12 protein-coding genes and 1 pseudogene are annotated in these 13,962 nt (G+C 70.0%); 10 read left to right on the plus strand and 3 right to left on the minus strand.

Annotated features, from left to right (window positions below; all coding sequences use genetic code 11):
• Positions 1-29: 29 nt before the first annotated feature.
• Positions 30-362 (plus strand): hypothetical protein, encoded by a 333-nt coding sequence (locus tag NDR87_RS37935; protein ID WP_372494295.1) that lies wholly within the window; start codon positions 30-32, stop codon positions 360-362.
• A gap of 237 nt (positions 363-599) precedes the next feature.
• Here the strand turns inward: NDR87_RS37935 and NDR87_RS26540 are convergent, their stop codons facing one another.
• Together NDR87_RS26540 and NDR87_RS26545 are read right to left on the minus strand one after the other, a co-directional pair.
• Positions 600-809: a ferredoxin gene (locus NDR87_RS26540; RefSeq protein ID WP_251915743.1), complete on the minus strand. Its 210-nt coding sequence runs from the start codon at positions 807-809 to the stop codon at positions 600-602.
• Positions 810-821: 12 nt separating this feature from the next.
• Positions 822-2,003: a cytochrome P450 gene (locus NDR87_RS26545; protein ID WP_251915755.1), complete on the minus strand. Its 1,182-nt coding sequence runs from the start codon at positions 2,001-2,003 to the stop codon at positions 822-824.
• Positions 2,004-2,232: 229 nt separating this feature from the next.
• On the opposite strand from NDR87_RS26545, the gene NDR87_RS26550 reads away from it, so the two are divergent.
• From NDR87_RS26550 to NDR87_RS26575, 6 genes and pseudogenes are all read left to right on the plus strand, one after another.
• Positions 2,233-2,931: a helix-turn-helix domain-containing protein gene (locus tag NDR87_RS26550; protein WP_251915757.1), complete on the plus strand. Its 699-nt coding sequence runs from the start codon at positions 2,233-2,235 to the stop codon at positions 2,929-2,931.
• A gap of 73 nt (positions 2,932-3,004) precedes the next feature.
• Positions 3,005-3,325: pseudogene (locus NDR87_RS26555) on the plus strand (alpha/beta fold hydrolase); the annotation flags it as partial.
• A gap of 43 nt (positions 3,326-3,368) precedes the next feature.
• Entirely contained in the window at positions 3,369-3,851 is a 483-nt protein-coding gene (locus tag NDR87_RS26560; RefSeq protein WP_251916153.1) for an alpha/beta fold hydrolase, read from the plus strand.
• Between the two features lie 675 nt (positions 3,852-4,526).
• Positions 4,527-8,606 (plus strand): hypothetical protein, encoded by a 4,080-nt coding sequence (locus NDR87_RS26565; RefSeq protein WP_251915760.1) that lies wholly within the window; start codon positions 4,527-4,529, stop codon positions 8,604-8,606.
• Positions 8,603-8,869 (plus strand): hypothetical protein, encoded by a 267-nt coding sequence (locus tag NDR87_RS26570; protein WP_251915763.1) that lies wholly within the window; start codon positions 8,603-8,605, stop codon positions 8,867-8,869. Before NDR87_RS26565 ends, NDR87_RS26570 begins: the two co-directional genes overlap by 4 nt.
• On the plus strand, positions 8,866-9,147 hold the full coding sequence (locus tag NDR87_RS26575) for a hypothetical protein (RefSeq protein WP_251915765.1): 282 nt from the start codon (positions 8,866-8,868) through the stop codon (positions 9,145-9,147). The genes NDR87_RS26570 and NDR87_RS26575 overlap by 4 nt, the downstream gene beginning before the upstream one ends.
• A gap of 55 nt (positions 9,148-9,202) precedes the next feature.
• Here the strand turns inward: NDR87_RS26575 and NDR87_RS26580 are convergent, their stop codons facing one another.
• Positions 9,203-9,946 carry a thioredoxin domain-containing protein gene (locus NDR87_RS26580; protein WP_251915767.1) on the minus strand — a complete coding sequence of 248 codons (744 nt, stop codon included), beginning with the start codon at positions 9,944-9,946 and terminating at the stop codon, positions 9,203-9,205.
• A 402-nt stretch (positions 9,947-10,348) separates the two neighbouring features.
• Here NDR87_RS26580 and NDR87_RS26585 point away from each other — a divergent pair, with 402 nt between their 5' ends.
• From NDR87_RS26585 to NDR87_RS26595, 3 genes are all read left to right on the plus strand, one after another.
• Entirely contained in the window at positions 10,349-10,504 is a 156-nt protein-coding gene (locus tag NDR87_RS26585; RefSeq protein WP_251915769.1) for a hypothetical protein, read from the plus strand.
• 75 nt (positions 10,505-10,579) lie between these two features.
• Positions 10,580-13,657, plus strand: a complete 3,078-nt coding sequence (locus NDR87_RS26590) for a hypothetical protein (RefSeq protein WP_251915771.1) — start codon at positions 10,580-10,582, stop codon at positions 13,655-13,657.
• Complete coding sequence (locus NDR87_RS26595) at positions 13,651-13,932, plus strand: hypothetical protein (protein WP_251915773.1); 282 nt, start codon at positions 13,651-13,653, stop codon at positions 13,930-13,932. Before NDR87_RS26590 ends, NDR87_RS26595 begins: the two co-directional genes overlap by 7 nt.
• Positions 13,933-13,962: the final 30 nt, after the last annotated feature.

Raw genomic sequence — 13,962 nt, forward strand, 5'->3', positions numbered from 1 at the left:
TCACGAGGTCTCCGGTGTTCAGTTGAATCTTGGTCGATCAACCAACTACCGGAGACCTCACCACTATCAAAATCCCAGCCCGCCAACCAATCTCACAGCCGCTGCATCACTTCGAGACACGGCCTAGACCCATCTGCGATGCCGCGGAGATTCCGCGCAAGCTCGATGCGCCGCATCAGCGCTGCGCGGAGGTCGGCCGCGATCCGAAGACGCTCGAGACCAGCTTCCTGGCCTTCGTCTTCGTGGACACCGACGGCGACCGGGCGCGCAAGCTGCGGCGCGAGCAGCAGGAGCGGTCACAACTCGACGACGCCCAGACCGACCGCCAATTCGCGGGCGACCCCGACGATGTCGCCGAGTAGATCCAGCGCCGGGTCCTCGACCACGGCATCGACGGCGTGATCGTGAACATGGTCGGCAACGGCCACGAGCCGAGCACGCTGGAGCTGGCCGGAAAGACATTGCGGCCGTGGGTGGATCGCACCTGAAGACCTCCCTCGGCCCTCCACACCACCCCCTTCTCTTGGCCAACCACGCCACCTCCTTCTTATTGGCCCTCCACACCACCTTTTCTCATTGGCCCTCCACACCACCCCTTCTCATTGGCCCTCCACGCCGCGAAGCAAGTGGAGGGCGCCCGATGGGCAGGCGTCGACGGCGCGGACGAGGGCGGTGCGCTGTTCGGGGGTGGTGGCCTCGGCCAGGCGCAGCACCTTGGCGTCGTCGGGGTCCTGGTCGAACAGGTCCGGGGCCACCAGCGCGCACATGCCCGCGCCGATGCAGATATCGCGATTCACGCCGAGCTCCATGATTTTCGCCTCCTACCAGGTGACCGGCAGCCGCAGCACGCCGTGGAAGTCCCCGCCGCGCAGCTCCACCTCGTCGGCGGGCACCGCCAGCCGCAGACCGGGGAATCGGGACAGCAGGGCGGGGAAGGCGACGCGCATCTCCACGCGGGCCAGCTGCTGCCCCAGGCACTGGTGTACGCCGTGGCCGAAGGACAGGTGGCCGGTGGCGGTGCGCAGGATGTCGAGGGCATCCGGATCGTCGAATCGAGCCGGGTCCCGATTGGCGGCGTGCGTCGAAATCGCCACCGTCGCACCGGCTTCGATGAGCTCGCCCGACAGCTCGACGTCTTCGAGGGCCACCCGCCCACCGGTGTGCGCGATGCTCAGATAGCGCAGCAGCTCCTCCACCGCCCGATCGGTCAGATCCGGATCGTTGCGCAGGATCTCGAGCTGATCGGGGTGGGTCAGCAGCGCGAAGGTGCCCAGCCCCAACATATTCGAGGTGGTGTCCAGCCCCGCGCCGAGCAGAAATGCGCCCACCCCCGCGAGTTCCTCGTCGGTCAGATCCGAATCGGTCAGGTCGCTGAGCAGATCGTCGGTCGGCTCGGCACGCTTGACGCGGACCAGCTGTCCGATGTACTCGCCGATGGCGGTGAACGCCGCGTAGATCTGCTCGGCGGTGGCGCCCGGAGCGCTCATGGTATCCGCGTGCCGCTGGAACTGCGCGCGATCGGCGAAGGGCACGCCGAGCAACTCACAGATCACCAGCGCGGGAATCGGCCGGGCGAACATCTCCACCAGATCCACCGGACCGCCTTGGCGCTCCATGGAATTCAGACAATCGGCGGTGATTTCCTCGATACGCTCGGTAAGTTGGCGCATCCGGCGCACGGTGAACTTGCCTACCAACAGCTTTCGATAGCGGGCGTGATCGGCACCGTCCATATGCAGCAGATCCCCCGGGCGCGCCGCAGGCAGCGGACCCAGATCGGCGAGCGGATAGTGGGCGAGCTCGCTGCGGTTGCTGAAGCGAGGATCGGACAGTACCGCGCGCACGACGGAGTAACCGGTCGCCAGCCAGCCGCGATGGCCGTCGGGGAATCGGAAGCGGGTCAGGGGCGCGCGCTCACGCAGGGCACTCAGTTCGGCGGGCGGGTCGAAGGGACGGTCCCTCGACGGTGCGGTGGGCAGCTGGAGGAGTTCGGTATCGGTCATCGTCGGCAACCTTCGAATCTGTGTTTTCAGGGTGATCCGAAGCTACGTTGCGTTCATGTATCTCACAATGCATCCGATCGCCGAAAATGCCATAACCGCCAGTAGATTGGCCGTCTTCGGTGCAACGATGTTGTGACTCAATGCAACGACAACGCGCTCGCGTTGCAATGGCCGTGCGGCTGAACGCATACTGTTCCGGACCGTTCACACCGATCCGACGGGAGCCCCGATGCCCGGCGACAGGCTGACCCAGGACGACCGCCGGTTCATCGCGGCGGGTCTCGCCGAGGGGCTCGGCTACGCCGAGATCGCCCGCCGACTGGGCCGCCCCACATCCACGGTCAGCCGCGAGGTCAGCCGCAACGGCGGCCCCGGCCGGTACCGCCCGGAGCGCGCCCACCGGTTGGCCACCCTGCGGGCCCGTCGCGTTCGCCCGGCCACGGCCGAAAAAGGCTCCCCCGCAGACGAATCCGAAAGCGCCGAGGTGACCGCCTTCATCGCGGAGCTGACGGAGCTGCTGGTGCAGACCGGCATCCCCCGCATGCCCGCCCGCGTCCTGGCCCGCATCTACCTCAGCGACACCGGCAGCAGCACGGCGGCGGAGCTGGCGCGCGTGCTGCGGGTGAGTCCGGCCTCGGTCTCCGCCGCCGTCGCCCTGCTCGAGTCCTATGAACTGATCCGGCGCGAGCGCGAACCCGGAACGCGCCGGGACCGTTACGTTCTCGACAACGACGCCTGGTACCGCTCGACCGTGGCCGGTATCCGCTCCACCAATCGGCTCGCCGAGGCCGCCCAGCGCGGCGCCGCCCTGCTCGGCAGCGAACCCGCGGCCCGACTGCGCGGCATGGGCCGATTCATGGAGAACATCGGCCGCGATATGCAGGGCTCGGTCGACCGCTGGCGACCGCTGCTGCGCGATACGCCCTAGTCCTACCGAGGTCGGAGCGAATCTCCTTCCGCGCGACGATGTCCGGTCGCGCACCGGTAGCTACGGTTGCCCCATGGCAGGGGAGACCACGGCACGGTTGCACGAGGCGACGGTCGACGGGGCTCGGGTGCGCTATCTCGAGGCGGGGGCGGGTGATCCGCTGGTGCTGCTGCACGGATATCCGCAGAGTCACCGGGCCTGGCGGCATCAGTTCGGCGCACTCGCGGGCGTGCGGCGGGTGATCGCCCCGGACTGGTTCGGCTGGGGCGAATCCGAGCGGCGACCGGACGCGGACTGCTCCTACGACGAGGAGGTCCGGCGGCTCGGGCTGCTGCTGGATGCCCTCGCCCCCGGGCGGATCGAGCTGGCGGCGCACGACTACGGCGGTTTCCTCGCCAATCGGTTTCGCCCAGCGTCATCCGGAACGATTGCGGCGCTTGGCGATTCTGAACTCGCGGGCGCATCGCACCTTCCCGGCACCGGCCTATCAGCTGTTCGCCGGGCTGTCGCTGGCGGCGCGGACACCCGGTCTGCGCGAGTTGCTGGCGCGGTCGCCGATCGGCACGGCGAACCGAATCGGATTGAAACGCTATGTGCGCCTTGGCTGTTTCGACGACGAGCTGCTGGACCACTACGTCGGAGCGTTCGACGAGACGGGCGGACGCCGCCGATACGTTCGATTCCTCGACGGTTACGAGGTGCGCGAGCGGCCGGAGCTGGTGGCCGGACTCGGACGCATCACCTGCCCGACCGCGGTCATCTGGGGTGATCGCGATCCGTACATTCCGTTCACCATCGCCGAGGATCTGGTCGCGCGATTGCCGCGGGCGACCCTGACCCGCATTGCCGGGGCCGACCACTATGTGATGGAGGAGCGACCGGACGAAGTGACCGCGGCATTGCTCGCCTGGCTGGAATAGGTCGATCGTCCACCTCAATGACGGAGATGTCTGATTGTTTGCCATATCGGCATTAGCGAAGGGCTAGGCATCGTATACACGGGTTTCTCCGATTCAAGTAGAGAAATCTGAAATGCAGATATTTGTGCAGGTAGATCCCATTATTTGGGGAGTGTGATCTACGTCCAATTGACCGGTTGCCAACGAGACCCGACGATCGGCCAATGACGCGAAATCATCGATGCTCAATAGTTGCTGGCATCCTGTCCACGGCCGTGGCCGGTCCTCTGATTCTCACCGCTTCGGCCCGGGGCGAGCCGCCGCCGAGCGGCTGCGATGCCGACTATTCGGTCCCCGACCGGATCACCGTGACCTGTGCGCCGGGCGCCGGGGTCGGCACCCACGCATATGTGCGCTGTCGCGATCTTGGCGGCCTCGCACATGTCCGAATCGGTACTCCGATCGGACCGGAAGGCGGCAGCTCGCGGGCCGTCTGCGCGACCGGGGAAACCCGCGTGGCCTGAAAACAAATCCGAAGGAAAGGCTTTTTCGATGACTGCAGCACGCACTCGTTCTACAAAAAGTTCCCTTTCTGAAAAAACCGGCCTTGCCAACAAGGGTCGGCATCGCAAGGAAATCCGGCGCAACCGTCGCGGTCTCTACGCCGCGGCCGCCTTCGCGGGGCTGAGCAGCGCGATGATGGCAGGTCCACAGGCCACCGCGCAGTCGCCCGTGCACCCGGTACAGCCCAGTGAGCCACTGCTGCCGGGCTTCGATCTACCCGGACGCACCACGGCCGTCGGCGACTCCGGAACGCCGGTGCAGCAGGCCACCTCGGAAACCCCCGGTGTGGGATTGCCGATCCTCACACCCGGCGGCGACGGCATCGGAGTCGACGTCAGCGGCCTCGCGCAGACCGCGATCACTGCCGCGCTCTCGCCGAGTTCGCCCGCGCCCGTTCAAGATACGGTGCAGAGCACGCTGCAGGCGCTGGCCCGGACAATGAATACCGGCGAGCAATCCGCGCCCGAGCCGCTGCGCGCCCAGACCGCGCCCGCACTCCCCCTGCAGCCCGCCGTCGCCCCCGCCACCGCGGCCCGCCCCGAGGCGGCGAACCCGGTGGAGGAACTCGCCGCGGTCGCCGCGCAGATCGTGGGCAGCAACCTCGATCTGGGGCGGCTGGCAAGCTGGGCCGACGAGACCTTCCCCGCAGGACCGCTGCGCGGACCCGTGGACGACCTGCTCGGCTTCGTCGCCCAGGCCACCGAGCTGGCCGGCGGCCGCCGACGCGATCCGTCGTCCCCGATCGACGAGCTGATCGGGCACGCCCGCGACATCTTCGACTCCGCGCAGGGTGGCGACGACGTCACCAAGGCCCTGCGTGAGCTGCTGAGCTCCATCGCGGGCCCCGGCGATCCACTGCAGGGGCTCGCCGCGAACATCCAAAAATTGAGCAGCACACCGGAATTCGCTCCACTCGCAGCGGCGGTGCTCGGTTTCGCCGCACCGGCGATGTCGGCCATCGCGCCGCTGCTCGGTTATGTCACACCGGTTCTCGGCCTGATCCAGGACCCGGCCGCGGCGCTGACGCCGCTGCTGCACGGCATTCGAGGGCTGCTCGGCGAGGACGGCCTCATCGGCACCCGGCATGCCTCGCTCGCGCTGCTCGCCCTTCCGGCCATCGCGGGTATCGCGATCGTGCCCCTGCTGTTCGCCGGTGCGCTGGCCATCGGCGCGATCGGCATAGGCGCGCTGGTCGTCGTCGGTGCGGTCATCGCCGCGCCGCTGATCATCGGGGCTCTCGTGATCGGCGGTCTGGTGGTGGCCGCACTTGCCGTTCCGGTGCTGGTCGTGCTGGCGATCGTCGCGATTCCGGTGCTGATCGTGGTGGCACCCGTCGCCTTCGTGGCGTTCCAGGTACTGGCGCCGGTCATTCTCGGCGGGGCGTTGATCGCCCTGGCCGCGGTGGTCGTGGGCGGCATCGCGGCCGCCGCCGTGACGCTGGCCGTCGGTGTCGTCGGCACCCTGGCCACGCTGGCCGTCACACTCGCGCTCGGCCTCGTGCTGACCATCCTGTTCCCGCCGCTCGGCGTCGTGACCGCGACGTTGGCGTTCACCGTCGGCGCGCTCGGAATCCTGGTGCTGGGAACGATTCTCACCGGATTGGCCACCTTCGGCGTGCTGGGCGTCGCATTCGTCGTCGCCGCCCTGCTGACGGTCGCCATCGGCATCGCCTCGCTGTTCACGCCGTGGGGTCTGCTCGCCCTGCCGATTCTGGCGGCGGTCGCGCTCGCGGGGCTCATCCTGTTCGGGGCGGCGGGAATTGCCGCCGGTGCCATCGTCGCCGCGATGTTCATCGTCGGCATCACGGCCCTGGCCATCGTGGCCCCGGTCGCCGTGGGCGCACTGCTCGTGCTGGCCCTGGCCGCCGAGGCGATTCGGCTCGCCGCGCTGGTGGCGGCCTGGTTCCTCGCGGCCGCGGGTGGGCTGCTGATCACGGCCGCCGGAGCCATTGCCGCCGGAGTCGCGGTGCTGGCCGGAATCGTGGCCACGCTGTTCCTGGTGTTCGCGCTGCCGATCGTGGGGCCGCTGCTGGCGCCGGTGATCTTCGGTGTGCTGGTTGGCATTCCGACCGCGCTGGGGCTGCTGTTCCTGTTCGGCGGACTCGGCCTGGCGGGCGTGCTGGTCGCCGTGTGCACCAGCCTCTTCCTGATCGAGGCGGGCCTGTGGGCGCTGGCCGCGGCGGCGGTGAGCGTGCTCGCGATGATCACCATGCCCTATGCCATTCCGCTGCTGCTGCCGCTGGTGGCCGCGTTCCTCGCCATCTCTTCGGCCACCATCATGTTCCTGGCCGCCCTCGATTTCGTCTTCACCTTCGCGCCGTTCGCGGTGTTGATCGCGGGCGCCTTCGCCTGGGCGATCGCGGCGGTCGCGGTGGCGTTCGTGGGTGGGCTCGGGATCACCGTGCTGAGCTTCGCCATGCTGACGCTGACCCTGGCGGCGCTGATCGTGATCAATCCACCGATCGCGCTGATCGCGCTCCCGCTGCTGCTGGCGGGACAGTTGTTCATCGTGCTGGGCGGCCTCGGCGGCATGGCGCTGGTGAGCACGCTGCTGGCCGGATTCGTGGCGGTGCTGATGCCGCTGCTGGCGGCGGGCGGATTCGTCGCGCTGGGGGCCATCGTGGCCGCCTTCGTCATCGGCTCGCTGCTGTTCCCGCCGTTCGCGCTGATCGGAATCCCGGTCGGGGCAGCGGGTTTCGTGGTCGGGGCGGCGGCGCTGCTACTGGCTCTGGTCGCCGGGCTCGGACTGCTGGGTGCGGTGACCGCCGCGGGCTGGATCCTGACCGCGGCGCTGGGCATCCTGGCGATCGTGGCCATGCTGCCCGTCGGCGTGGCCGCACTGGCCGTGGCGGCGGTGCTGACGCTCCCGTTCCTGCTCGTGGGCCCCTTCGCGCCGGTGCTGTCCACGGCGCTGTCGCCGGTCCTCGCGCTGGCGATCGCCGCGCTGTTCGCGCCGTTCGCGGTGGCCGGACTGCTGGGTGCGTTTGCCGCGGTGGCGATTCAGGTGCTCGGGCTGATCGGCGTGCCGATCCTCGGGGCGCTGCTGTTCGGCGGGCTGTTCCTCGGCTTCAAGGCGCTGGTGCTCACCTTCTGGCTGATCAGTCTGCCGCTCGACTTCGCGGCCGGGTGGATCATCGCCGGTGCGGCGATCACCTTGGCGCTGGCCGTATTCGGCGTCGGAGCGCTGGTCGGCGGCGGTGCGGTGCTGGCCGTGCTGGTGCCGCTGCTGGGACTGGCGGCGGTGGCCGGGGCCGTCGTGGGCGCGCTCGGCATCGGAGCGGTCGCCCTCGCCGGTGCGGCCCTGCTGGGCCTGCTCGCGCTGCCCGTACTCGCCGTCGGCATTCCGCTGGCCCTGCTCGGCCTGCTCACCCTTGCCGCACTCGCGGCGGCGGTGGTGATCGGACTGCCGCTCGCCGCGGCGGCCGCGGCGGTGCTCGGCGTGGGCGCGGCGCTGCTGGCCGCGGTGGCCGTCCCGCTCCTCGGCATCGGAGTGCCGCTGGCGCTGCTCGGCCTGGTCACCCTCGCCGCGTTGGCCGCCCTGCTGGTGATCGGCGTCCCGGTCGGCGCGGCCGCGTTGGCCGTGCTCGGCGCGGGCGCGGCCCTCGCCGTCCCGGCCGTGCTGATCGGCGTGCCGCTCGCCGCCGCGGCTCTCATCGGGTTCGGCGCACTCCTGGTCGGCGCACCCCTCGCCCTGCTGGGCCTGGGCGCGGCGATCGTCATCGGCGCACCGATCGTCTTCGGACTCGGCGCACTGGCCGCGGCGGTTGTGGGCGGGCCGATTGGCTTGGCGCTCGGGGCCATTGGGATCGGCGCGCCGGTGGCGGCGCTGTCGTTGGCGGCGCTGACGGCGCTGGGGGCACCCGCGCTGGCCGTGCTCGTCGCCGCGGCGGTGGTCGCGGGTGTGATCGCGGCGTTCCTGCTCAGCCCGGAGTTCCGTTCGTATGTGATTTCCGCGCTGCGGGCGTCGTTCGGCGGTCCCGCGGGAACCGGAGGCTCGGCGCCGGACGGATCGCAGTTGCTGGACAATCTGATTCCGGACAACGCACCGCTCGATCAGTTCATCGCCGCACTGGTGGCCCGGCTGGCTCCGCAGCAGAAGCAGTCCGCGGCGGCTCCGGTCGCGCATGCCGATGTGCCGCTGGTCGGGCTCGACGCGGCGGACGGTTCGACACACGCGATCGCGGACCGACAGCTGGTGGAGGTGTCGCTGTGACCACGATCGAATTCGAATACGAATCGGTGTCGCGACCAAGGCGGTCGGCAGCGGCGGCTCGGGCCGACTTCCCGCCCGCGGGCACCGACCGCTCGGCGAGCCCGGTCGACGGCGAATCATCACCGCCACAGTCGATCTCGCGGCGGCGGCGACCGGCGGTGGCGTCGTCGGCCCGCCTGGCGGCCCTGCTCGCGGACCGCGACCCCGCCGATGGTTCGATCCGCGATGCCGATATCCAGCGGCTGGTGGAGGTGCTGCCATGAACGCCTCCGGGCTCGGTTCCGCGGCCCACGGGCCGACGATAGTCGATCCCCGTGCCGGGCTGCTGGATCTGCGCAGCGCGCCGATCGGTTACGGGTACTACGCCGAGAATGCCACCGACGCCGAGACGATCGTGTTGTGCCACAACGGGTCTCGGCGCAGCGGATGGTGGAGTCGGCATCGGCGGCTGCGGGCCGCCGTGGGCGTCGGGCTGGCGGCCAATCTCGGATTTCTCCCGGCCGTTCAGGACGCCTTGTTGACTGCGCTGCAGCATCTTTGATGACCGCGGTAGTACGGCCCGGCACCGCGGTGCCGGGCCGTACTACTGTGCGCGACTACTTCGTCGTCGCGTGATCGGCGGCGGCACGCAGACCGTCGGGGGTGAGGTTTTCCACGACCCGGTCGCCGATGCGCACCGAGGGCGTGTGGGTGAGACCCGCGGCGATGAGGCTGTTCGTATGGGCCGTGACGAACTGCTGGTAGCGCTGGCCGCGAATGCAGGAGCCGACCTCGGGGGCACTGGCCCCGGCCTGGGTGGCCAGGTCGACCAGCTGATCGTCGGTCAGGGTCGCGTCCTTGGCGGGCTGGCGATCGAACATCAGGCCGTACCAGGTGGGCCAGGCGGTCTTCGCCGAGGCCGCCACGCACGCGGCGGCATTCGCGGCGCGCAGGGAGTAGCCGTCCTTGGCGTCGACGATCGCCACCGGATCGTATTCGATCGCCACCTGCCTCCCCTTGGCGAACTCCGCCAGGGTGGCATCGCTGGTCTGCGCGAAGGTGCGACACGACGGGCAGGCGAAATCGGTGGTGACCGTGAAGACGGTGGTCGCGGCGGGATCGCCGAACCGCAGCGTGCCGTGATCGGTATAGACCGGCGGCGGCGCCTCCGCGGCGGCCCGGGCCTGCTCGGCCCGGTCGCGATCGCGCTTGGTGCCGGTGACAAAGATGCCGACGGCCGCCACCAGCACGATCAGGGCCAGGGCCGTGAGCACCGCACCGAGGGTCGGCCCGCGGTCGGAGTGCGCCGCACTGGCGACGACTCGCCCGCTGCGATGCGATTGCACTGCGTTCACCTTCATGGCGCTCACCCCACAGTCGAAAGTCGGTCGAACCTACGGTGGCGTAATGCTAGCGATTTGCTGACGCAATTCTCTCGCCGCATCGAATATTCAGCGTCTTGGCCGGTAGCAGGGCCTTTCGCATGGTATCCAGACCATTCGTCAATGCAAGGGCGAAAATGTGAAACGCAATTGTTTAAGCGTTTCCACCTGCAACTATTGTGAGTGTGATCTAAGTCAGATTGACCTTCTGACCAAATCGGTTCGACCATCGACCCTATGACCCGTAAAAATATTTGCTCTGCGGTTGCTGGGGTCCTTGCAGTAGCCGCCGCAGGAACCGGCCTGCTCGCCTCGTCGGCGTCCGCGGACCCGATACCGGCCGGTTGTACCGCCGATTACTCGATACCCAATCAGGTCACCGTGAGTTGCGAACCCGGAGCCGGAACCGGTACCCACGCCTTCATCCGGTGCCGCGACCTGGGCGGAGTGCCGCATACCCGCATCGGTGCGCCGATCGGTCCGGAGGGTGGCGCCTCGCGGGCGGTCTGCGCCGTCGACGAAACCGGTCCCGCCTGATCATCGCGCGTTTTTCCTGGCTCCAAATTCTGAAAACCATTCGTTTCGCAATTTCGAATTGAAAGGTTTCTACTCATGTCGACCAGGCATTACTCCGATAGCACGCGCTACATCGAAAATCCCACGGCTCGCCATCGCAAGGAAATCAAGCGCAATCGGCGCGGCCTCTACGCCGCGGCGGCGTTCGCCTCGCTGAGCACGGTCATGATGACCGGTGCCCGGGCGGGCGCCGACATCCCGGGACTGCCCGTCCCGATCCCGGTCGGAGCGGACCCGGTCGGCGACGCCCTCGCCGGAGCTCAGGCCCAGCTGCCCCAGGTCGGCGCGGCCCTCGACTCGGTCGCCCCGCCCGGAGTCGACGTGCAGGGCATGGCCCAGGGCGCGCTCGACGCCGCGGTCCCCGATCAAGCCAGCCCGGTGCGCGGCACGCTGCAGTCCCTCGCGGATTCGCTGCACCCCGGCTCCGCGCCCGAGCCGTGGCAGGGCGGCTTCGTTCAGTCCGCCGCCGCACCCATCGCCGGTGCGCCCGCGCCCGCCGCGAATCCCGTCGGTGATCTCGCCGCCGTGGCCGCGCAGATCGGCGGCTCGCGGATGGATCTGGGCCGGTTGGCCGACTGGGCGGACCGGACGTTCCCGAGTGGGCCGCTGCGCGGACCCGTCGACGACCTGCTCAGCTTCGTCAGCGCGGCCACCGAACAGGCGGGCTCGCGCCGCCGCGAAAACCCCTCCCCGATCGACGATCTGATCGAGCAGGCCCGCATCGCCTTCGGCTTCCCCAAGGACGGCGACAACCCGGCCGCCGCCCTGCAGGACCTGGTCCGCGGCCTGGCCACGCCGACCGCCGCATCGGGCGATCCGCTGCACGCCTTCACCGATCAGGTTCACCGGCTGGTCGACCATCGGCTGCCGGGTCTGGAACCGGTCGCGGCGGCCGTGCTCGGCTTCGCCGCGCCCGCACTCGCCGGATTCGCGCCGCTGCTCGGCTATGTGACGCCGGTGCTGGGCCTGCTCGACGATCCGAGTCGGCTGACACCACTGCTGCATGGCATCCGCGGTCTGCTGTCGGGCAACAACCTCATCAGCCACGACGTATTCCTCATCATCGGCGGCTTCGGCTTCTTCGGGGTCGGAATCGGCATCGTGCCACTGCTTTTCGCCGGTGCGCTGGCGATCGGCGCGATCGGATTACTCGCGCTGCCGGTGCTCATCCTCGGCGCGATCCTCGCCACGCCGTTCATCCTCGGCGCACTGCTGCTGGGCGGCCTGGTCCTGGGGGTGATCGGCCTGCCCCTGCTGCTGGGTGGTCTGGCGCTGGGCGCGCTCGCCCTGTGCCCGCTGTGCTGGGGGTTGCTGCTGCTCGGCCCGCCCGTGCTGGCTTTCCTCGCGCTGTGCCCGCTGACCTGGCCGGTGGTGGCCGTCGCCGGGCTGGCCCTGGGCGCGCTGTTCGTCGTGAAGCTGATCGAGGCCGGTGTGGCGCTGGCCGCCCTGGCCGCGGGTGCGGCGCTGCTCGCCCCGCTCGTGCTCGGCGCGCTGCTCATCGGTGGTCTGGTGCTCGCCGCGCTCGCGCTGCCGGTGCTGATCATCGGCGGCCTCGTGCTCGGCGCGCTACTGCTGGGCGCGCTCGTCGTGGGCGGGCTGGTACTCGGCGCGCTGGCACTGCTCGCGCTGCCGGTGCTGCTGGTCCTCGGTGCGCTGGCTCTGGTCGCCCTGCCGGTGCTGCTGGTGCTCGGCGGGCTGGCGCTTGCCGCGGTGGGTCTGCCGCTGATGGCGTTCGGCGCGGCGGTGCTGGCGGCGTTCCTGCTGTGCCCGCTGACCTGGCTGGTCGCCGCGCTCGCGGTGCCGACGCTGATCATCGGCGCACTCCTGCTGCTGTGCCCGCTGACCTGGCCGCTGTTCGCGGTCGGCGCGGTGATCGTCGGCGCGGTGCTGCTGTTCAAGCTGGCCGTCATCGCCGTGGGCGCGGGTGCGCTGGCCATCGGTGCGCTGCTCGTCGGCGGTGCGGTGCTGGCGGGACTGGCCGCGCTCGCGGCGGTCGTGCTGCCGGTGCTGGCCGTGCTCGGTGGGCTGGGGCTGATCGCGCTCGGCGCCGTGCTCACCGTGGGCGGGCTGGGCTGGATTCTGCTGTGCCCGCTGAACTGGTTCCTGGTCGGCGCTGCCGGAATCGGCGCGCTGCTGGCGCTGTGCCCGTTGACCTGGCCGCTGCTCGCGGTCGGCGCGGTCGCGCTGCTCCCGCTGGTGGCGCTGGCGACGGCCATGAACCTCGGCAAGCTGCTGGTGGTCGGCGCGGGCCTGGGCCTCATCGCGCTCGGCATCGCGCTGGCGGCCGCGCCGTTCGTGCTCGCCGCGCTGCTGATCGCGCTGCCGGTGCTGGTGATCGGCGGACTCGCGCTCGCCGCCCTGGCGCTACCGGTGCTGGTGATCGGCGGACTCGTGCTCGCCGCCCTGGCGCTGCCGGTGCTGGTGGTGGGCGGGCTGGTGCTCGGCGCGCTGACGCTGGGCGCGCTCGCCCTCGGCGCGAAGTTGCTGTTCGACGGCCTACTGATCGCACTGGGCGCCGCCGCCGTCACGGGTTTCGTGCTCGGCTTGTTGACCGGCTTGGTGCTCGGCGCCCTGCTGGGCTTCGGGCTCGGCTTCCTGGCCGGTGCGCTCACCACGGCCGTCGTCGGTGGCCTGCTCGCGCTGGAGGCCGTGAAGCTCACCGCGCTGGCCGCCTTCACCGCCGGTGTGCTGACCGGTGCGGGCGCGACCGCGCTGGCCGTGGCCGTCGCCGCGGCGATCGCGCTCGAGGAGGCGCTGCGCAACAGCAGGCAATTCCGGTCGTACCTCATCTCGATCGCGCGGGCCGTGCTCGACTTCTTCGGCCCGCGGGCGGGCGAGGGCAGCGGCGTGGCGCCGAACGGTTCACAGTTCCTCGACGACCTGCCCGCCGACGACGCCGATCTGGACCAGGTCATCGCGTCGTTGACGAAACTGCTCGCGCCCCAGCCCAAGCCGTCGGTCGCGCCGGTGGCCCCGGCGGTGCACGCCACGGTTCCGTTCGTGGGCACCGCGGCCGCCGACGCCTCGATCCAGCCCTGCGACTCCCGCCGCGTGCTCCAGGTCTGCGTAGCGGTGGGCGCTCCCGACCGTGACGAAAGGAGCCACGCATGGTGACGATCGGCACCCCGGCCAATCAGGGAAGCGTCGTAGATCCCGCGGCCGGACTGCTCGACCCGAGCACCGCGCCGATCAGCTACGGCTACTACGCCGAGAACGCCACCGACGCCGCCGCGATCGAACGGCACCGCCGGGTCGATCCGCAGCGGACGGTCGGCTGGTGGCACCGCCACCGGATCCTGCGTCTGGGGATCGGGGCGACCCTGGCACTGAACCTCGGCCTGATGCCGAGCATCCAGGACGCCCTGCTCTCGTTCCTGCAACACCTGTAATACCGCGCAATCCCGCTGAGTTACACGAGG

It is taken from the genome of Nocardia sp. CDC159 (assembly GCF_023740735.1).
Classification (GTDB): domain Bacteria; phylum Actinomycetota; class Actinomycetes; order Mycobacteriales; family Mycobacteriaceae; genus Nocardia; species Nocardia pulmonis.